The 19,939-nt window shown below is 60.8% G+C and carries 14 protein-coding genes and 1 tRNA gene; 8 read left to right on the top strand and 7 right to left on the bottom strand.

What is annotated here, in order from left to right:
• The first annotated feature begins 41 nt into the window (after positions 1–41).
• From IPM12_03885 to IPM12_03875, 3 genes are read left to right on the top strand one after another with little or no spacing between them, the layout of a single operon-like run.
• Complete coding sequence (locus IPM12_03885; protein ID MBK9146946.1) at positions 42–1,565, top strand: hypothetical protein; 1,524 nt, start codon at positions 42–44, stop codon at positions 1,563–1,565.
• A gap of 26 nt (positions 1,566–1,591) precedes the next feature.
• Positions 1,592–4,612 (top strand): PAS domain S-box protein, encoded by a 3,021-nt coding sequence (locus tag IPM12_03880; protein MBK9146945.1) that lies wholly within the window; start codon positions 1,592–1,594, stop codon positions 4,610–4,612.
• The gene (locus tag IPM12_03875) at positions 4,584–5,339 is read left to right on the top strand and encodes a response regulator (protein ID MBK9146944.1); all 756 of its coding nucleotides are present in this window, start codon (positions 4,584–4,586) and stop codon (positions 5,337–5,339) included. The genes IPM12_03880 and IPM12_03875 overlap by 29 nt, the downstream gene beginning before the upstream one ends.
• A 54-nt stretch (positions 5,340–5,393) precedes the next feature.
• Here the strand turns inward: IPM12_03875 and IPM12_03870 are convergent, their stop codons facing one another.
• The 5 genes from IPM12_03870 to IPM12_03850 form a co-directional block, all read right to left on the bottom strand.
• Positions 5,394–5,885: a VOC family protein gene (locus tag IPM12_03870; GenBank protein MBK9146943.1), complete on the bottom strand. Its 492-nt coding sequence runs from the start codon at positions 5,883–5,885 to the stop codon at positions 5,394–5,396.
• Between the two features lie 92 nt (positions 5,886–5,977).
• Positions 5,978–6,946, bottom strand: coding sequence for a carbon-nitrogen hydrolase family protein (locus tag IPM12_03865; protein ID MBK9146942.1), 969 nt, complete (start codon positions 6,944–6,946; stop codon positions 5,978–5,980).
• Complete coding sequence (locus IPM12_03860; GenBank protein MBK9146941.1) at positions 6,943–8,253, bottom strand: aspartate aminotransferase family protein; 1,311 nt, start codon at positions 8,251–8,253, stop codon at positions 6,943–6,945. Before IPM12_03860 ends, IPM12_03865 begins: the two co-directional genes overlap by 4 nt.
• Before the next feature lie 106 nt (positions 8,254–8,359).
• Positions 8,360–9,877 (bottom strand): hypothetical protein, encoded by a 1,518-nt coding sequence (locus IPM12_03855; GenBank protein ID MBK9146940.1) that lies wholly within the window; start codon positions 9,875–9,877, stop codon positions 8,360–8,362.
• Between the two features lie 96 nt (positions 9,878–9,973).
• Positions 9,974–12,538, bottom strand: a complete 2,565-nt coding sequence (locus IPM12_03850) for a lamin tail domain-containing protein (protein MBK9146939.1) — start codon at positions 12,536–12,538, stop codon at positions 9,974–9,976.
• A gap of 111 nt (positions 12,539–12,649) precedes the next feature.
• On the opposite strand from IPM12_03850, the gene IPM12_03845 reads away from it, so the two are divergent.
• Positions 12,650–13,663 (top strand): aspartate-semialdehyde dehydrogenase, encoded by a 1,014-nt coding sequence (locus IPM12_03845; GenBank protein ID MBK9146938.1) that lies wholly within the window; start codon positions 12,650–12,652, stop codon positions 13,661–13,663.
• 60 nt (positions 13,664–13,723) lie between these two features.
• Positions 13,724–14,617 carry a hypothetical protein gene (locus tag IPM12_03840; protein ID MBK9146937.1) on the top strand — a complete coding sequence of 298 codons (894 nt, stop codon included), beginning with the start codon at positions 13,724–13,726 and terminating at the stop codon, positions 14,615–14,617.
• Between the two features lie 3 nt (positions 14,618–14,620).
• Here the strand turns inward: IPM12_03840 and IPM12_03835 are convergent, their stop codons facing one another.
• Entirely contained in the window at positions 14,621–16,885 is a 2,265-nt protein-coding gene (locus tag IPM12_03835; GenBank protein MBK9146936.1) for a PKD domain-containing protein, read from the bottom strand.
• A gap of 128 nt (positions 16,886–17,013) precedes the next feature.
• Here IPM12_03835 and IPM12_03830 point away from each other — a divergent pair.
• From IPM12_03830 to IPM12_03820, 3 genes are all read left to right on the top strand, one after another.
• Positions 17,014–17,087, top strand: a tRNA-Asn gene (locus IPM12_03830).
• A 49-nt stretch (positions 17,088–17,136) separates the two neighbouring features.
• A complete protein-coding gene (locus IPM12_03825) occupies positions 17,137–18,066 on the top strand; it encodes a bifunctional hydroxymethylpyrimidine kinase/phosphomethylpyrimidine kinase (protein ID MBK9146935.1) in 930 nt (309 codons plus the stop codon).
• Between the two features lie 42 nt (positions 18,067–18,108).
• Positions 18,109–19,173, top strand: coding sequence for an acyltransferase (locus IPM12_03820; GenBank protein ID MBK9146934.1), 1,065 nt, complete (start codon positions 18,109–18,111; stop codon positions 19,171–19,173).
• A gap of 1 nt (position 19,174) precedes the next feature.
• On the opposite strand, the gene IPM12_03815 is transcribed toward IPM12_03820, so the two are convergent.
• Entirely contained in the window at positions 19,175–19,924 is a 750-nt protein-coding gene (locus IPM12_03815) for a superoxide dismutase (GenBank protein ID MBK9146933.1), read from the bottom strand.
• Positions 19,925–19,939: the final 15 nt, after the last annotated feature.

Raw genomic sequence — 19,939 nt, 5'->3', positions numbered from 1 at the left:
AGACATACTATATCAACATCAATCCTTTAAAGAGAATGATTATGAATGCCCGCTTGCTCATGCTCATTGCATTGATGTGTGCGCTGAATGCTATCCTTGGGCAGGACAGCTTGGTTCAGTACTTCCACCAGAACGGTCAGGTGAGCAGCGAGGGGCGAATCGTGAATGGGAAGCCGGAAGGCTGGTGGCGAAATTTCCACGACAATGGAGCGCTTCGTTCTGAAGGTGGTCGAATGGCTGGTAAGCTCGACAGCCTGTGGCGGTTTTATGACGGTAAAGGACGAATGGAAACAGAGATTGCTTACAAGGATGACAAGAAGAACGGGTTGATGCGTCAGTTCGATACCACTGGCGCAGTGCTAGTTGAGCTGCCGTACAAGGATGATTTGCGGGAGGGCTTGGGGATCTACTACGATGCGTCCAGAAATAGGGTGAAGGAAGTCCCTTACGTGAATGGGAAGGAAGATGGAAGGGGGCTCGAGTACGCTGGGGATGGCAGGGTGACGGCAGTGCTGTACTATGGCGCTGGCATGCTTCGGCGGCGGGAGGAAATCAATCGGCTTGATAAGGCAGGCTTGAAGCAAGGGCCATGGAAAGAGTTCCACGCGAATGGGCGCGTCCGTTGGGAAGGGAGCTTTGTGGATGATAAACGGCAGGGCATCTTCAAGGAGTATGATGCATTGGGCAACCTGAAGGACCTGTCTAAATACGATGCTGGGGTGATGGATTCGGGAGCAGCCGATAAACTCACGGTGGAGATCAAGCGCACTTTCCATCCGAATGGGAGGGTATCCACCTTGGGGAGCTACTCGAAATCCGGGAAGCGAGAGGGATTGTTCAAGGAGTACGATCCGAAAGGCGTGATTACCGGTGCGAGGATCTACCGGGGCGATGAGTTGATCAGCGAGGGCATGGTGAATGAGATCGGTATGCTCGAAGGGAATTGGGTGGAGTACTTCACCACCGGTGAGAAGCGGGCGGAAGGCAGCTACATGGATGGAAAGAAGGAGGGTGAGTGGTCATTCTATCATCGGAGCGGGAAAGTGGAGCAGCGCGGAAAATTCCAGAACGGATTGCCCAATGGGCCCTGGGTCTGGTACCATGAGAATGGCCAGGTGCATAGACAGGAGAATTATCGAAGGGGAAGGGAGGATGGCGCTTCAGCCGAATACGATGAGGAGGGCCATGTGATCACACAAGGCGAATACATCGATGGCCGCCGCGAAGGCCGATGGCTGTATTTGCTGGGTGACCACAGGGAAGAAGGAGGCTACAAGGACGGTTTGAAGGATGGGCCATGGACATACACCTACGGCGATGGGAAACGCTACTTCTCCGGCTCTTTCCAGAACGGCGAACCGGATGGCAAGCACCGCTGGTACTGGCCGAATGGAAGGCTGCGTTCAGATGGGCGCTTCAGCGGCGGGCTCGCACAAGGCGAGTTCACGCACTATGATGAGAACGGCAACGTGGTGATGGTCGTGCGTTACAAGGATGGAGCTGAGATCCGGATCGATGGCGAGCGAGTGCCACCGCCTTATGAGCCTGGAGCATTGCAGCAGTGATGCCGGCAGGAGCAAGCAAGAAAGCAATGAAGGACCGCTCCGAGCCGGGCGATATCGCCGATCTCCGGAAGCGTTACAACGACCTGCTCGACGGGAACCTTGCTGGCATCTTCCGCACCACGCTGGATGGCCGATTCCTTGAGTGCAATGACGCGTTGGCGCATATGCTCGGTTATGCGGACAAGCGCGAATTGATGGAGGTGAATGCACGGTCGCTCTACTTCACCGATGATGACCGTTTGGAATACCTGCGCAGGTTGAAAGAGCGTGGGAGGCTGGTCAATTATGAGATCCGCCTGCGGCACAGGTCGGGTGCCGAGGTGCATGCGCTGGAGAATGTCTATTTAGTGGACTCGTCCGGCGGAGAAGCCACGGTGCTCGGCATGCTCATGGACATCACACCATTGAAACAGGCCCAGGAGGCTCAGCGCGTGGCCACCGCCAGCTATCGGAATCTCGTGGAACGGATGAATGACGGATTGCTGCTGGTACGTCATCGCAACGTCCGATACGCAAACGCCGCAGCACTGAGGTTGCTTGGCCACGATCCGGTTGGCCTGCCATTCGCGGCGGCATTTCTGATTGAATCCCCGGAAGCGCTTGATCAGGTCTTGAGCAGCGCGGAGCATGGCCAAGAGATGGAGTTCATGGCCCGGCCGGCCTCGAGCCCAGCCATGCAGCTGCTGCTTGTGGCCAACAGCACCGTTTTCGATGGAAGCCCGGCCATCCAGGTCACGATTCACGACCAGGCCTCGCGCGAACGTGCCATTCGAGATCGCGTGCAGCTTCAAATCGCGCAAGAAGTGAATGATGCGCTGCGCGAGCAGATCGATGAGCATCGGCGCACACAGGAAGAGCTGCGCCGATCGAAGCGGTTCGCCCGAAGCCTCATCGACAGTTCGCTAGACATGATCATGGCCGCCGACAAGGAGGGAAAGGTCACCGAGTACAACCCGGCTGCCAGCATCCGATTCGGGTACGAGGCGAGTGAGGTTATTGGCCTTGATACGCAGCTGCTCTATGCCGATCCGGACGAGTACCTGCGTGTGCAGCAGGAACTCGATCGGTACGGCGCCTATGCCGGCGAAGTGCGAAACGTGGACAAGTTCGGGAACACCTTCATCTCTTTCCTTGCCGCCTCGCGCCTGTTCGATGAGGAAGGATGCCTGATCGGCGCCATGGGCGTATCGCGCGACATCACGCGCATGAAGCAGGACCAAGAGGCCCTGCTCGCCAGCGAAGAGCGCTACCGCGACCTATTCGAGAACGCCACCGATCTGATCCAAAGCGTGGGCCCCGATGGCCGCTTCCTCTACGTGAACAACGCTTGGCGCACCAAACTCGGATACACCGAGGAGGACCTGCAGCGCATCACGATCTGGGACGTGCTGCATCCGGAGGCCCTTGAGCATTGCAGGGCGTTGTTCGAGCGGATCATGCAGGGTGAGGACATCGGCACCGTGCGGGTAACCTTTCGCTCGAAGGATGGAAGCAAGGTGATCTCCGAAGGGACCACCAACATACGCGTACTTGAGGGCAGGCCGGAGGGCACGCGAAGCATCTTCCGCGACATCACTGGAGAGGTGGCCGCGCGCGCGGCCATCGAGGGACATGAGGCGAAGCTGCGCGCGCTATTCGAGAGCAGTGAGCACATGTTCTGGTCCGTTGATCGAGACCTGCGGCTCTCCTCCTTCAACCAGGGCTATTCGGACATGATCAACCGGCTCTATGGTATCCGGCCGGAAGCGAGCATCGGTCGGGCCGGTACCGGCCCCGAGTTCGCCAGCGAGGAAGACAGCCTTTTCTGGGAGTCCAGGTACCGGGAAGCCCTCGCCGGCGAGCCGCTCCGGTTCGAGACCGACCGGAATGACACGCAAGGGAAGAGGGTGTGCGCCGAGGTCTTCCTCAGCCCCGTGTTCGGTCCGGAGGGGTCTGTGAGCGAAGTATTCGCCATCGGGCACGAGATCACTGAGCAGAAGCGGGCAGAGGATCTGGTGCGCGAGCAAGCCGCGCGGCTCAAAGCCATCTTCGAGAGTTCGGCGAACATGATGATCTGGACCTTGGACCGGGGAATGCGGATCACCTCGTTCAATGCCCATTTCCAGCACAGCATCCAGGAGATCCACGGGATACGCCTTGAGTTAGGCGATGACTTCGCCGAGCGCATGGCGCCACGCGTGAGCAATGGCTCCGCGAAGCAGCTGTTGGCGCGATACGCCGCTGCGATGCGCGGGAGGCCCCAGCAATTCGAGGTGGAGCTCGTGGACCTGAGCGGCGAGCCGGCCTTGGTGGAGAATTTCCTCAACCCGATCATCGTGGATGGCGAGGTTGCCGAGGTCTCCTGCCTTGCCTATGGGATCACGGACCGCAAAGAGGCGCAACGCGCCCTGGAGGTCAGCCTCTCGGAGAAGGAGGTCCTGCTCAAGGAGGTCCATCACCGCGTGAAGAATAACCTGCAGGTGATCAGCAGCATCACCAAACTGCAGGGTGAGCGCGATGGCCTGGACCCGAAAGTGCGTGAGATGCTGCACCACAGCCGCGACCGTGTTCGGAGCATGGCCTTGATCCACGAGCGGCTTTACCAGAACAAGCAATTCAGCAGCATCGACCTGGCCGATTATATCGAGGGGCTTGCGCGCAACCTCCTGCTCAGCTACAGCACAACCGGCCGCGTTTCGCTCGACCTCGATCTGGAGCCTGTGCACATCAGCATCGACCAGGCCATGCCATGCGGGCTCATCCTCAACGAGATTGTCAGCAATTCCCTCAAGCACGCTTTCGCCGATGATCGCTCGGGCAGGATACGCGTGGCGCTGCGCATGCAGGGCGAACAGGTGCGCATCGAAGCAGGTGACGACGGACCCGGATTGCCCGCCGGTTTCTCAGAGGAACGTGATGGCGGCCTAGGCCTCGAGCTCATCGCCTTGCTCACCGAGCAGCTCGATGGGCGCATGGAGCGCGCAGCCCAAGCCGGGGTGAGCTATTTACTTACTTTTGAACGGGTCAATCACCAAGCACATGGCGCAGACGAACGTACTGGTCGTTGAGGACGAGAGCATCGTGAGCAAGGACATCCAGCATAGCTTGAAGAAGCTGGGCTACCACGTGGTGGGCGCGGCCAGCACGGGCGAACAGGCTGTGGCCCTGGCCAAGGAGCATGTGCCGGACATCATCCTCATGGACATCATGCTCAAGGGCGAGATGAGCGGGATCGATGCGGCCGAGGCCATCCGCAAGGAGGCCAACATACCGGTGATCTTCCTCACGGCCTACGCCGATGAGAGCACCTTGGCCAAGGCGAAGGTGACCCAGCCGTACGGGTACATCATCAAGCCCTTCAAGGAGATCGACATCCATACGTCGATCGAGATGGCCCTGTACAAGCACAAGAAGGAGACCGAGGTGCTCAAGGAGCGCGACATGCTCTACGCGCTCGTGGAGAACAAGGACAGCAACAAGGACATCCTCTTCGTGAAGAGCAACAGCCGCTTGGTGAAGCTCAACACCAAGGATATCTATTTCGTGGAGGCGCTGAAGGACTATGTGGTGATAAACCTGCTGAACACGCGTTATACCGTGCACAGCACCATGAAGGACATCGAGGCCAAGCTCCCGGAGAACGAATTCCTGCGCGTGCACCGCAGCTTCATCGTTCGCGTCGACAAGATCACCGCCATCGAGCAGCCGAACCTGATCCTCGAGAACGACAAGAAGGTGATCCCTATTGGCGGCAGCTACAAGGACGACCTGGCCAAGCGCCTGAATCTCGTCTAGTTATAAGCGCCGGATGCCGCGCGGCGGGCAAGCCCGCCGCGGTCCGGAATCGCATCAGCCGCGCGTGGTCCGTTTCGCTGCGCCCTTCTTCGCACGAACCGCAGCGGGCTTGCCCTTGGCAATGGGCTTCTTCTTGGCAGCGATCGACTCGACCCCCTCGTGCAGCGCCACTCGGTTGCCTTCGCTATCAATGAAAAGGGCGAACCATCCCGCTGTGTCGCTGATCAGAGTGCGAGGCATGATCACGCGCCCTCCGGCAAGGTCAATGCGGCCCAGGATTCCATCGAGGTCGTTGCCTGCATTGAGGTAGATGAGCGTGCCGGTATCATTGGGCAGGCAGCCCGGCCCGGCGATGAGCGCACCGCCGATGCCCTTGTCGGTCGGGAAGTAAGCCATGGCGAACTCGCCATTCACCGTGGTCTCCATCTGCATGTTGTAGATGGCGCCATAGAAGCGCGATGCGCGGTGGATGTCGTAGGCCGGAATCTCGAACCAGCTGACGAAATCCTTCGGTTTGCTGTGGTGCTGTCCTGCAAGGCTTCCCATGTGCGTGCGTTTTGAGCGGGTGCGAAGGTGAAGTAGTGAGGGGTGGAGGCCCGGATTTTCTCTGCTCACGCCCCCGGACCCATTGCTGCAATTCAGATCAGGTCGGGATCGCTTGGTGGGCGGAAAGAGCTCACCACATGCTTCGGAAATTCGTGCGCGCGTGTCTCGTCCTTCACTTCCAGCTCCGTAAGCTCCTGAACGCGCGTAGGCTTGATCAGCGGGCCGAGGCTCTCCAGGTGCGGGTGCTCCACCCCCGGGGCATAGATCCCGAACTCAACAGGACTATCACGGAAGCTCTTCAGCGGCTGGCCCAAGCGCAGAATGCCCAGTTCCCGACTGCGCCGCACCTTCTCCAGGTTGATCTCGATCGGGATGAACTCCTCGTTCACATCGGCCTGGTACACGATGCGGCCCTCTGGCCCGCAAACGATGCTACGCCCGCTGCCGCCCGCATCAAGGCCATTGATATCGAAGAAGTAGCATTGGTTGATGGCTGCGCTGGAGCGCGCGATGCTCAGCTCGATCTCGCGGTCGATGGTGCCGGTGAGCGTGGGGTGCAGGATCACCTCAGCGCCCATCACGGCCAGGGTGCGCGTGGTCTCCGGGAACCACATGTCGTAGCAGATGCTCACGCCGAAGCGGCCCACCTCAGGGATGTCGAACACGCAGAATTCATCACCGCCGGTGACGCCCACCTCGTACGGATAGAATGGGAACATCTTGCGGTAGCGTGCAACCACGCTGCCTTCGGGGTCGATCACGCTAGCGGTATTGTAGATGACCGTTTCCCCTGCTGCGTTCTTCGTGCGCTCGAAGATGCTTCCCGGCAGGAGCCAGATGCCGTGCTTGGCGGCCATGGCGCACATCTCCTGCTCGAACTCGCCGGGCACGGGCTGCGCATGAATGATGTGCGGGCCATAGGCGCACAGCTCGCTGAACAGCACCATGTCCACCCACGGATAGATGGTCATGAGCAGATCGAGCTTGGTCTTCATGGCCTCCACGTTGCTGTGGGCAGAGCCCACGCGCATCTGGATGCCGGCGATGGAGAAGGGTTTCATGCGCAGATCTTCTCGAGTTCCTCCTCCATGATGTCGAGCCCTTTGTTCAACAGCTCATCGCTGATCACGAGCGGGCTAAGGACGCGGATGATGTTCTTGTCGGTTCCAGCGGAAATCACCACCAGGTCGCGCTTGGCGCAGGCGTTCATGAGCGCGGTGCACGTGTCGGCATCCGGCTGAAGCGGGTCGCCGTTCTTCACGAATTCCATGGCCATCATGGCGCCGAGGCCGCGCACATCGCCGATGCACGCATGCCTGGCCTTCATCTTCTCGAAGCGCTTGCGGATCATGTTGCCCACATGCCTGCCCTTCGCGTTGATGTCGATCTCCTCCATGTACTTGAGCGTAGCCAACGCCGCTGCACAACTCACCGGGTTGCCGATGTAGGTGCCGCCGATGCTGCTGGGGCCGGCCTTGTCCATGATCGCGGCCTTGCCCATGACCGCCGCAATGGGCATGCCGCTGCCGAGGCTCTTGGCCCATGTGCTCAGGTCGGGCGTGATGCCGAAGTGCGAATAAGCGCTCCATGCCCCCGTGCGACCGAAGCCCGCTTGGATCTCGTCGAAGATCAAGAGGATGCCGTGCTGATCGCACCAGTTGCGCAGGCCCTCCACGTAAGCTTTCGGCGCCACGTTGAAGCCGCCTTCGCCCTGCACCAGCTCGATGATCACGCAGGCGAGCTGCTTCGGGTCGACGAGGTTGTGCGAGAGTTCCTCCAAGCGGTGCAATTCAGCTTTTGCGAATTCGGCTTCGCTCCTTCCTGCGCCGTAGCGGAAGTAGTTGGGGTATTGCGTGCGGTAGACCTCCGGTGCGAAGGGCCCGCAGTCCGGCTTGTAGCCCACCTTGCTGGTGAGCGTCATCGCCATCATCGTACGGCCATGGAAGGCATCGGTGAAGCAGAGCACGCCTTGGCGCTTCGTTGCTTGCCGCGCTATCTTGATAGCGTTCTCCACCGCTTCAGCGCCGGTGCTCACAAGCAGCGTCTTCGTGGGACCACCATGCGGCAGCAGCGCGTTCAGCTTCTCGCACAGAGCAACGTAAGGCTCATAACTGGCCACGTTGAAGCTGACGTGGAGGAATCTCGCGGCCTGCTCCTGGATCGCCTTCACCACCGGTGGTGGGCAGTGGCCCGCGTTCACCACGCCGATGCCGCCAGCGAAGTCGATCAGCTCGCGGCCATCATCGTCGATGATGGTGGCGCCGTACGCCTTGGCCGCGGTGGCGTAATTGAACATGCCCACGCCGTTCGGCACGGCGGCCTTGCGGCGGGCAATGAGCTCCTGGCTCTTGGTCAGTTGGTCGGTCATACGGCTACGTCCCGGTTCCATCGGGAGCGGCTGCGAAGTTGCGGAATGCGGGAACCGCAGAGGCGCGGAGGGCACAGAGAATACAAACAGCGGAAGGGGCTGGGGTTCAGTCCACCATGAGCTTGGCGCCGCTAATCCAACGAGAGTCGTCGGTGAGGTGAAGATGGTAAAGGCCCCCAGGATAAGATGAAAATTGAAAGCTGAAACTTGAAACGCCTGATGGCACGGGTTGTTCTTGAAACAGTCGCCCCGCAGCATCGGTAACCGTGATGCGCAATACCCCTCGCGGTGTGAACGAAGCTGGCAGATTGATGCTGACCTGAACAGGCTGCCCTGCCGCAACAGGGTTGGGCGAAACCACCAGCGCACCGCGCAGGTTTGTGATCTGCGTAGTAATTCCCATGACCGTATCGCAGCCCGGCTCCAAGCAGCCCATGCTATCGGTCTTCACCACCCATACATCCTGGCCGTAGAACCCCGCCACGCCCAAGGCCACTCCAACGGCGATGAAGCCGCCATCGGGGGTGGGTTGAACATCGCGGAACGCCCCTCTTCCGGCAGCAACATCCGCATCGTAGTAAACATACTCGCGCATCCACAAGCTATCCCCTTCGCTTGTGGCGCGGATCAGTATCCCGCTAAGGAAGTTGTTGATATTGTATGCAGAACCCGCGGTTATCAAGTCACCTCCGGGAAACACTTCCTGCACCACATAGATCATGGTGTTCCGTGCAGGCCCGTATGTCTGTTGCCAAAGCACGCCACCCTCAGCGTCAAGTTTGATCAGTCTTGGTGCATGGTCGTCATTAGCGTTCACTTCGAGGCCCGTTGCGATAAAAATACTGCCATCCGCGCCCGTCGTTAGGTGCGCATTGCCAGCATCATTGAACGGGGTGCCATAGTTCTCTTGCCAGATGACTTGGCCAGTGCCATCCACGTGAAGCACCCACTGGTCATAATTACTTGAACTCACTTGCTGCTGGCCCCCCAGGTAGTAGCCGCCAAGTCCATCCATGTCCACGCTCCAAACCACATCGTGCAAGGTTGGACCACCGTAGGTCTGCACCCACTCCACCTCTCCGAGCGCATCGAACTTCAGCAGGAAGGCATCGATCACGCCCATAGTGCTGGTCTCGCCAACCACCACATAGCCTCCATCAGGGGTCTGTTTGGCTTGGCGGCCGATCCACTCTTCCCCGACATCGCCGTACTCGATGATGCTCTCCGGTTGGCCGTTAGGGTCTAGCAGGAAAAGCGCTGCACGCTGTGTCTCATCCTGTGCATACGTGCTGCCGCCGACTACGTACCCTCCATCCGTACGCGCGTCCGATGAATTCGCCCATCCAGGGTAAGTTGCGTGATTCGCATAGATGAACCTTGCTGTATCGATCGCATCGCCCCATGCGTTCAACTTCATGCTGCACACAACTGAGCTGTAGAACAAGCTGTCCTGCCACGGTGAGTTGAAGAGCACCGTGTAGTGCCCATCGGCAGCTTGTTCGACAGCCCAGCCGAACTGGGCCAAGCCCGCACCAATCGAATCGTAGCGCCGGTTAAAGGTCTGTGAGAAGCCGTAGGCATGCACGCCCACGCCTGCCAACAGCAGGCAGATACGCAAGAACATGGCGCAGGCTAACGGACTACGTTCACCTCTTAAGCCTTCGCAGGGTCTCCCGTCTCGGGGACCCTGCGCGCTACGATTGAACAACCTCTCCAACGTCTAGTTGAGCTTGTGCGCCAGCGTTACCGTCTTCTTGTACAGCTCGGTATTGCCCTCCAGGTCGAAGACCTCGAAGACCACGATGTACGGGCCCAGGCGCCCGAGACTGCCATCGTCCAGGAGGCCGTTCCAACTGATCGCGCCCTCGGTGCCGAGCAACTGGTTCTCCATAAGCGTGCGAACCTCGCGGCCCGCGATGTCGAACACGCTGAGGGTGCCCACGAAGCCCGCTTGGTCGAAACGATACGCGATGGTGAGCACATCCTCGAAGCCATCGTTGTCGGGGGAGAAGATCGCGGGATCGATGGACATCTCGCCGCTGGCATTCGCCGTGGGCGCGTATTGCGAGTTCTGGAAGCCGGGCGTGGCCTTGCCCGCCACATCCGATGCGGTCTGCCAGTTGGTGTTGTCGCTCGTCGGCCGGTCGGGGCTGATGCGCTCCAGGCTGTAGCCTTCGGTCTCGTTCACCAGCGCGAAGTGCAGGTCGTCGGTGTAATCGAAGCGGTCGAGCTGCGTGCCATCAGGCGCTTGAAGCACCACGCCACCCTCACCGTTATTGTAGCTCGGCAGGTCGGTCTCCACGAAGCGCTCCGTGCGGCTTTGCGGATAATTCGAGACGATGTTCGCCGTGCTCTCGCAGATCAGCGCGTAGGCGCCGGGCAGCAGCAGGAAGGAGGCACCGGTGATCGTGAGCACATCATCCACGGCGCCTTCGCTCACGTTGCCCAGTTTCCAGCCCGCGAGGCTCAAGGTCTTGCTCGAGCGGTTGTACAGCTCAACGAAATCGCTGCCCGTGCCGATCGGGTCGTAGAGCACTTCATTGATCAACACATCGCCGGGTTCAACGGGCTCGGGCAGCGCGAAGCTGGCCGTGTTGCCGCCCGTGATCGCATTGCCAGGGCAATCACTCACGTTGGTCACGGTCACGGTGTAGAGCGAGCCAACGACCAAGGGCGTGCTTAGTACCAATTCCACCGTGCTGCTGTTCACCACCAGCACTTGCGCGATGCTGAGCCCGGGATCGAATGCGTAGTTACCGCTGCCAAGGCTGGCGGCATCCATGGCTTCGTTGAACACGAGCACCACCGATGTGGCGCTGCTCACGAGCACATTCAAGAGCGTGGGCGAAGTGTTGTCGGGCACGATCGCGAACACGCTGTTCTGCGCGCCGGGCGTGCCACCCTGGGCAGCATTGCTGGCCGTCCAGTTGCTGGCGCTGCTGCATGGCGCGGTGGGGTCCTTGCGCTCCAGGGTCCAGCCACCATCGTCCTTCGCATCGTCGTTGTACCACTCGAGTTCGAAGGCGACCGCATCGATCACCGTCGCTGCATCATTCGATAGCGAGAGCGGGTCGCCATCGTTGTTGATGCTGGGGAAGGTGTTGATAGACGCCACTGTGCCGAAGCCTGCGAAGAGCGCGGCGTTCGCATCGTCCGTAAGGATCGCGTAGCCTCCAGGCGGAAGGATGATCCCCGGCAATGTGCCGGTTGTGCCTCCATCGGAGAATGTCCATCCTGCGAGGTCGAAGGTCTTGTCCGCAGTGGTGTTGTGGATCTCCACGAACTCCGCATCGGGCAGGCCGACCACCGGTGAGGGGTCGGCCATGATCTCGTTGATGATCACTTCGCCTGGCAGCGCGACCTCCGGTATGAGATAGGTCACATCCGCTGTTTCGTTCGCGCACGCGTTCCCCGCAAGGTCCTCAACGCCGTTCGCGGTGATCGTGTAGGTGTTGCCGTTCTGCATGGCGATCGCCAGCGTGAGATGGACCAACGTGGGATCAGCTCCATCGAGCACAACCGAAGCCGCACTGTTGAATGGGATGATGCTGTAGTTGTTCTCCTCTTCGGCGGTCGTCTGCTCCAGCGGTTCGTTGAAGGTCAGGTCGATCTGTGTGTCGGAAACGATCGTGGCGGTGAGCAGCTCCGGGGGTGTGTTGTCCACCGGGATCGGCGCCACCGCGATGTCATCGAAGAAATGGTTGTTCACTGCGCTGGCGGCTGTGCTCTGCTCGATGCGGATGCCGAAGTGCGTCGCGCTCGCATGCGTTGCATCCGTCGTGGAACCCGCGTTCACGTATGCGCCAGTGGCACCATCATCGTAGTAAAGCGTGAAAAGCGCAGCGGAAGAGCGTGTCACCTTCAGGCGAAAGAGGTTCGCGCTGCTGTTCAGCAGGTCGTCCGGGCACTGCACGCCAAGGCTGACGGCCGCGCCGCCATCGCTACGGAACAGTTCGATCCGATCATCGGTTCCCCCGATGCGCACGAAATAGCCGTTCACACCAGCGCTCAGATCGGCGGTGGCGCTCATGAGGTAAACATCCACGTAGTTGGCTCCACTGGGGTTGAAGCGCAGGTCGAACCACAGCTCCCACTGCGCATCGTCGACGATCGTGCTCGGTGTGCTCAGGTAGTAGTTGGCCGCGCCGGGGCTCGCGCTCCGCAAGCGCTGGTTTCCGCTGTCATCCATCACGGCGAAGAGCGCGTCGTTCCCTGTCCAGGCCGTTCCGATGTTGAAGTTGCCATCGGAGAAGTCATCACTCACCTGAGCCGAGGCGATGGACATGACCGCTGTAGAGATCAGCACGAGAAGGGGGCGGAAAAGCGCGCGTGACATGGGATTCGCAGGGCGTGAAAGCTAGTACTTTCGGCCGCCGAACAACGACCCCGCAACATCATGAAAGTCGCTGTAGTCGGTGCCACCGGACTGGTCGGTGGCGTGATGCTGAAGGTGCTCGAAGAACGCGCGTTCCCGGTTGACGAACTGATTCCCGTGGCCAGCGCGAAGAGCGTGGGCGCTTTGATCCGCTTCCGCGGAAAGGAGGTGCCTGTTATCGGCATGGAAGAGGCTATTGCCCGCCGACCTGACATCGCATTGTTCTCCGCCGGTGGAAGCACATCGCTCGAGTGGGCGCCGCGGTTCGCGGAGGCGGGATGCACGGTGATCGACAACAGCAGCGCATGGCGGATGATGCCGGACAAGAAGCTGATCGTGCCGGAGATCAATGGGCTGCTGCTAACACCGCAAGACCGGATCATCGCCAACCCGAACTGCAGCACCATCCAATTGGTGCTGGCTCTTGCGCCGTTGCATCGCGCATACATCGCCAAGCGCGTCGTGGTCTCCACCTACCAGAGCGTCACGGGCACCGGGCAGAAAGCCGTGAAGCAGATGGAGGACGAGCGCGCGGGCATCTCCGCTGATAAAGTGTACCCCTTCCCCATCGATCGAAACGTGATCCCGCGCTGTGACGCTTTCACGGACAATGGCTACACCAAAGAGGAGATGAAAGTGGTGCATGAGACCCATAAGATCCTCGACCCCGCCATCCGTGTGACAGCCACAGCGGTGCGCGTGCCTGTTACCGGGGGCCACAGCGAATCCGTGAACGTGGAGTTCGCGCGCGACTTCGACCTGGACGCTATGCGACAAATCTTGCGCGAAGCGCCGGGCATCCTGCTGCTCGATGACCCCGCTAAGGACGAGTACCCGATGCCCTTGCTGGCCAATGGCCGCGATGAGGTGCTCGTGGGCCGCCTCCGCCGCGATGAGAGCCAGCCGAACACGTTGAACATGTGGGTGGTGGCCGACAACCTGCGCAAAGGCGCTGCAACGAACGCGGTGCAGATCGCGGAGCTGCTTCTGGAGCAGCGCCTTTTCCAGCGCACTGCGCATGCCGCCGGGCAATAAAAGTCCTTCGGCGTCATTCTCTTCGCTAACACTTTCTCAACGATTGAATCGACCATGCCAATGCGCCGCTTGCTCTTCCCCCTGGCCCTGGGGCCGCTTGCTTCATTCGCACAGCCCGCGCCCTCGCCGTTGATCACCGAGGCCTCATTGAGCTTCGGGTTCCAGCTCGAAGGCGGTGCCCTGCTGAGCGACGATGATTGGCGTCGAATGCTGCCCGGCTCAAGCCTGTTGCTCGATGATCTTCCACAGGGCGGGCGTTGGGCAAACAGTGGCGGGTTTCAACCCGATTTCTCCCGTGGCCAAGGCCTATTCAACCCTTTTGGGGTTGTAAGCGCCAGCACAGGTTTGGCGCTCTTCCGGAATCGTGCAGGCGAGTCCCGCTATGACAATCGGCTTCGCTTGGGCGTCCTCTACAGCGGCGGCGAATGGGCGGAGGGCTATTGGGCAAGCTCGAGTTCTACGGCCTACGACACCCTTGTCTCCATGGGCACGGGCGAGCTATTCGTGCTCGACAGCAGTTGGTCCGAGACGTACTCCGCATCCCACAAGCGATCGCGGATCGGCTTAGAGGCCACCTACATCGCGCATCGAATCACCGGTTCCCGCTTCTCGTGGTCCGTGGGCGTGGGGCTTCAGCTCGGAGCGGCGTCCTCCGGATATGCCGAGGTCACGCACTCGATCACACGCAGCACAGAGCGGCCCGCAGGAGGTTCCGACTATGAATATGAGTTGCTCGGCAGTGAGCGGTTCCGCACGCCCGCCACCGCCTATGCCGGGCTCCATGGGCTCTTCGGGATTGATCTGCGCTTGGGCAAGACTAGCCCCTTCTGGAGCGCGCTTCACCTCCATGCCGAGATGCGGCCCGCGATCATGGTGCGCTCACTTCCGAACCTGCCCGTTCAGGCCGGCGGGGCGTGGCAGAACCTCTTCGGCCTGCGCATCGATCTGCGCTGAGCGTTACTCCTTCACAAGCTTGAAGCGCTCGGTGCGGTCCGTCGAGTTGAGCGTCACCCATTTCAGTCCTGCGGCCAGTCCGCTCAAATCCACGCGCGCCGGGCTCCCCACCACCGTCAGCTCGCGCTCCACTCGGCCATCGGCACCATGAATGCTCACGCGCACGTGTCCTGTGCCGAGACCATCGATATACACTGCATCGACCGCAGGGTTCGGCCATGCCCTGAATGCCCCGACCGTGGTTTCATCAACACTCACTGCAAATCCGAGTTCGCTCAGCAGCCCGCACACTTCGGTCCAGCAGGTGTCAGTGGAATTGGCCGGCTGGTACCACGCGGTGATGCAAAGCTCAATGTTCATCACGGAGAGCAGGCCCACTTGAATCGTTGGCCCATAAAGCACCAGTCCGTTCGCGAAGGTCCACGTAATGCCGGAGTTTGGAATGTTGGTGGCGGCAGAAAGCACGAAGCCCGAATTAGTGGCCTCTGACTCGATCTCCAATGCGAATGATGGGTCGCATGCTTGCGGATCACCGGCAACCACCACGCTCGTGCAAATGTCATCGACGCATGTGAGGGCCGGCGCGTTGGGGCTGATGAAGACCGTGATCGCCGTGAGGCAGACCTCGTAGGTTCCAGGGCCGGGGAACTCGTGCATGGGCTGGGCCTCGTTGCTGGTGGTGCCATCGCCGAAGTCCCAGAGCCAGGTGGTCTGCTGTCCGGTTCCGGTGGTGGCGTTGCTGAACTGCACGGGGTTTCCGATTGCCGTAGCCGAGGCCCAGGTGAAGGCGGCGTTGAGGCCGGCGCACGCGTTGCCGGTGCTGCTGGTGGTAACGGCCTGGCAGCTGGTGGCGGTGCAGGGCGACGAGCTGTTGGTGGTGTAGGCCGTGACGGTGAGGCAGGCCTCATACGTGCCATTGGCGGCGTAACTGTGGAAGGCGTTCTGGGTGCTGGCGGTGCTACCATCGCCGAAGCTCCATAGGTAGGTGTACTGCGTGCCTGTGGGCCCGCTGGGCTGGTAGTGGAACTCCACACCGTTGTTGCCCGCTGCCCAAGTGAAGTTGGCGCTGAGCCAGGAGCAGTTGTTGGCGCCCTGCACCACCACGGCTGCGCAATGCTCATCCACGCAGGTCAAGGCCTCGCCGCTTGGGAGAATGAAGACCGTGATCGCCGTGAGGCAGACCTCGTAGGTTCCAGGGCCGGGGAACTCGTGCATGGGCTGGGCCTCGTTGCTGGTGGTGCCATCGCCGAAGTCCCAGAGCCAGGTGGTCTGCTGTCCGGTTCCGGTGGTGGCGTTGCTGAACTGCACGGGGTTTCCGATTGCCGTAGCCGAGGCCCAGGTGAAGGCGGCGTTGAGGCCGGCGCACGCGTTGCCGGTGCTGCTGGTGGTAACGGCCTGGCAGCTGGTGGCGGTGCAGGGCGACGAGCTGTTGGTGGTGTAGGCCGTGACGGTGAGGCAGGCCTCATACGTGCCATTGGCGGCGTAGCTGTGGAAGGCGTTCTGGGTGCTGGCGGTGCTACCATCGCCGAAGCTCCACAGGTAGGTGTACTGCGTACCTGTGGGCCCGCTGGGCTGGTAGTGGAACTCCACGCCGTTGTTGCCCGCTGCCCAAGTGAAGTTGGCGCTGAGCCAGGAGCAGTTGTTCGCGCCGCCCACGGTGACTGGTGTGCAAGACTCATCCACGCAAGTGAGCAGCCCCACTGTAGTCTCGAAGATGGTGGTGGCCACCAAGCACACCGTGTAGGTGCCCGGTTCCGCGTAGGCATGGTCAGGCTGCGCCTCGGTGCTCGTGGTCCCATCACCGAATATCCATTGCCAGGTGGTCTGGAAACCAGTGCCCGTGGTGCCATTGCTGAAGACCACCCCGTTGCCGGAGGCCGTGGTCATCCACGTGAAGCCCGCCTCGAATCCGTCGCAGGGATCGCCGCCGCCGCCCACGGTGACTGGCGTGCAGTAATCATCCACGCAGGTCAAGGCTTCGCCGCTGGGGAGAATGAAGACTGTGATCGCCGTGAGGCAGACCTCGTAGGTTCCAGGGCCGGGGAACTCGTGCATGGGCTGGGCCTCGTTGCTGGTGGTGCCATCGCCGAAGTCCCAGAGCCAAGTGGTCTGCTGTCCGGTTCCGGCGGTGGCGTTGCTGAACTGCACGGGGTTGCCGGTTGCCGTGGTGGAGGCCCAGGTGAAGGCGGCGTTTAGGCCATCACAATTGTTCTGTGCCCAGCCTTGGAGGGAGAGAAGAGCAGCAAAGAGCAGCGTAGCGTGGCGCATGCGGTATCAGTTTGGTCACGCAAATGACGCTATCCGGGGCTGAATTGGCGCCCCACGGACGGATTGCCCTATTTCCTTGCCCGGAAGCCCGTGCTTTCTACATTTGCGCTCCCTTGAAAAAGGGACCTTCCCTGGTAGCTCAGCTGGTTAGAGCACATGACTGTTAATCATGGGGTCGCTGGTTCAAGTCCAGCCCGGGGAGCTCGAGAAGGCCGCATCAAGCGGCCTTCCTTCTTTTCAACCTGACATCCATGCAGCTCATCACCGTCGGCACCGTCGCATTCGACCGCATCGAGACCCCCTTCGGCGTGGCCGAGAAGACCGTTGGCGGTGCGGCCACCTATATCAGCCTTGCAGCGTCCGTGTTCTTGGAGAAGCTGGGCTTGGTGAGCGTGGTGGGTGACGATTTCCCGGAGGCAGTGATGGCGCAGCTCCGTGATCGCGGCGTCGACCTCGCCGGATTGGAAGTGCTCAAGGGCAAGGAGAGTTTCTTCTGGGCTGGTCGTTACCACTACGACATGAATACGCGGGACACGCTCGAGACGCGCTTGAATGTGCTGCTCGACCTGGATCCGAAGCTGCCCGAGGCCTACCGCAGGGCGCCCTATGTGATGCTGGGCAACCTCGATCCCGGGGTGCAAGCCAAGGTGCTCGACCAAATGGAAGAGCGTCCGGCGCTGGTGGTGATGGACACCATGAATTTCTGGATGGACAGCGCCATGGCCAAGCTGAAGGAGGTGATTGCGCGCGTTGACATCCTGACGATCAACGATGCCGAGGCCAGGCAGCTCAGCGGGGAGCACAGCTTGGTGAAGGCGGCAGCGAAGATCCTGGCGATGGGCCCGAAGCACCTGGTGGTGAAGAAGGGTGAGCATGGCGCGCTGCTCTTCGGCCAGGGCCGAGTCTTCTTCGCACCAGCGCTTCCGTTGGAGGATGTGGTTGACCCTACCGGCGCTGGCGACACCTTCGCCGGCGGTTTCATCGGTTACCTCGCACGCACGCAGGACCACAGCTTTGATAACCTCAAGCGCGCGATCATCGTGGGCAGCGCACTGGCCAGCTTCACCTGCGAGAAGTTCGGCATCGAGCGCTTGGTAGAGGTCACGCGCGAGGACATCGATGCGCGCATCCAGCAATTCGTGGAGCTCGTCGACTTCGACATTGAGCTCGTGGAAGGCTGATACCGAACAGTAGCAGGAGCCCACAGACCCCGATCTTCGGGCGTGCATCAGCCACGCAACTTCCCCGCGCTCACCGGCATTCGCGCCGTCGCTGCGCTGCTCGTCTTTCTTCATCACTACGGCCCGGGCATACCCGCTCTTCAGCACCCGTTGCTCTTGGCCGTCTTTGGCCAATGCCACGTCGGCGTCACGCTCTTCTTTCTCAGCGGGTTTCTCATCGCCAACCGGTATTGGTCGGTGGGCCTGGGCGACCTGCCCGCTTTTCTCCTTCGCAGGGCTGGCCGGATCATGCCACTCTACCTCTTGATCACGGCAGTGGTCTTCGTGTACCCATGGTGGGCACGGGAGAGCGATGGTGTGTTCCCTCTCGCCCTGTTCCTGGCGAACGCCACGCTGCTGCGCGGCTGGTTCGCCGACTTGTGGAATACTGGCATCGTGCAGGGCTGGTCGCTCACCGCAGAGATGACCTTCTATTGCCTTGCCTTGCCCATCTTGTGGTGCGTACGCCGAATTCCGGTTGCGCTGTTGGTCATCCCTGCATTATTGATCGCAACGGGGTTGGTCCTGGTTGAGGCGCTCAATGGACTGGCGCCCTATGGCTTCATGGGCTCACGCACATTCTTCTTCGGCATCACCTTTCCGGGGCGTTGCGTTGAGTTCCTCGCGGGTATGGCCCTGGTCTGGGCTATGCGCGAACCCGCTTGGGAGGCTATGCCTCGAAGGGCTACGCTGATTGGCACCGTGCTCTGCTGCGGCTTGGTCTGCATTTCCGCAACCCTTCGCGCGGACTACGCAGATCCCCTTGGCGTTGTGCTCTTGAACGCGTGCCTTCCTCTGGGCATCACGGTTCTCTTCGCGGGACTGATGAGCGAGCGCTCTTGGATGCGCCGGATGCTTGAAAGCGGGCCGTTTCAGGTGATGGGCCGCGCGTCCTACGCCTTCTACCTCATCCACATGGGCCTCATCTTCCAGCTCATCGATCGCCATTCGCCGAGCCTGATCATCACCTTACTCGTGCTGCAGATGATCGCCTGGCTGCTCTTCTACACGATAGAGGACCCATGCAATCGCTGGTTCAAGAGGAGATTCCCGATCAGGGCGGCGTAACTCATCCAAGCCTTGCGGCCACGGCATCCCAGTTCACCACATTCCACCAGGCCGTCACGTATTCGTTGCGCTTGTTCTGGTACTTCAGGTAGTAGGCATGCTCCCAGACATCGAGCGCCAGTAAAGGCTTTCCCTTCAGGTCGCTGACATCCATCAACGGGTTGTCCTGGTTAGGCGTGCTTCCGATGGCGAGCTTGCCTTCGCGCTCAACCAGCCAGGCCCAGCCGCTACCGAAGCGCCTCATGGCCGCATCGTTGAAAGCGGCCTTGAGCTTCTCGAATGAGCCGAATGCGGAGGTGATCGCATCCAGCGCTTTGCCCGAGGGCGAGCCGCTCTGACCGGGCGCCATCACTTGCCAGAAGTAATTGTGGTTCCAGGCGCCGCCACCATTGTTGCGGGCTTTCGCGCTCAGTTTCGACACGCTCCCGAAGAAGGCTGCCTCATGCTCAGCTTCGATGCTCTCCGCAGCGATGGCCTCGTTCACATTCTTCACGTAAGCCGCGTGGTGCTTCGTGTAGTGGATTTCCATGGTGAGGGCATCAATGTGCGGCTCCAGCGAATCGAAAGCATAGGGGAGCTTCACTTGCGAGAAAAGCGGGCCGCTGCCCTTCGCCGGAGGTCCTGTGGGCGCGGGATGGCCTCCCGCCTCATACGGGATGGAGCATGACCCCGCCTGCATCACTGCGGGGCCTGCGATCGCCGCTCCCGCAATGGCCTGCAGCGAGCGCGTGATGAATCGTTTCCTATCCATGCCGCCAAGGTACCT

The sequence above is a fragment of the Flavobacteriales bacterium genome, assembly GCA_016716605.1.
Taxonomy (GTDB): domain Bacteria; phylum Bacteroidota; class Bacteroidia; order Flavobacteriales_F; family PHOS-HE28; genus PHOS-HE28.
Note: the sequence above shows the minus strand (reverse complement) of the source record. Positions and strands in the feature narration are given on the sequence as shown.

Excerpts from the sequence above, each read along its gene's own strand:
- IPM12_03875 (MBK9146944.1), top strand. The coding sequence starts at position 4,584 with ATGGCGCAGACGAACGTACTGGTCGTTGAGGACGAGAGCATCGTGAGC.
- IPM12_03860 (MBK9146941.1), bottom strand. The coding sequence starts at position 8,253 with ATGACCGACCAACTGACCAAGAGCCAGGAGCTCATTGCCCGCCGCAAG.
- IPM12_03855 (MBK9146940.1), bottom strand. The coding sequence starts at position 9,877 with ATGTTCTTGCGTATCTGCCTGCTGTTGGCAGGCGTGGGCGTGCATGCC.
- IPM12_03845 (MBK9146938.1), top strand. The coding sequence starts at position 12,650 with ATGAAAGTCGCTGTAGTCGGTGCCACCGGACTGGTCGGTGGCGTGATG.
- IPM12_03825 (MBK9146935.1), top strand. The coding sequence starts at position 17,137 with ATGCAGCTCATCACCGTCGGCACCGTCGCATTCGACCGCATCGAGACC.
- IPM12_03885 (MBK9146946.1), top strand. The coding sequence starts at position 42 with ATGAATGCCCGCTTGCTCATGCTCATTGCATTGATGTGTGCGCTGAAT.
- IPM12_03880 (MBK9146945.1), top strand. The coding sequence starts at position 1,592 with ATGAAGGACCGCTCCGAGCCGGGCGATATCGCCGATCTCCGGAAGCGT.
- IPM12_03865 (MBK9146942.1), bottom strand. The coding sequence starts at position 6,946 with ATGAAACCCTTCTCCATCGCCGGCATCCAGATGCGCGTGGGCTCTGCC.
- IPM12_03840 (MBK9146937.1), top strand. The coding sequence starts at position 13,724 with ATGCGCCGCTTGCTCTTCCCCCTGGCCCTGGGGCCGCTTGCTTCATTC.
- IPM12_03870 (MBK9146943.1), bottom strand. The coding sequence starts at position 5,885 with ATGGGAAGCCTTGCAGGACAGCACCACAGCAAACCGAAGGATTTCGTC.
- IPM12_03815 (MBK9146933.1), bottom strand. The coding sequence starts at position 19,924 with ATGGATAGGAAACGATTCATCACGCGCTCGCTGCAGGCCATTGCGGGA.
- IPM12_03835 (MBK9146936.1), bottom strand. The coding sequence starts at position 16,885 with ATGCGCCACGCTACGCTGCTCTTTGCTGCTCTTCTCTCCCTCCAAGGC.
- IPM12_03850 (MBK9146939.1), bottom strand. The coding sequence starts at position 12,538 with ATGTCCATCGCCTCGGCTCAGGTGAGTGATGACTTCTCCGATGGCAAC.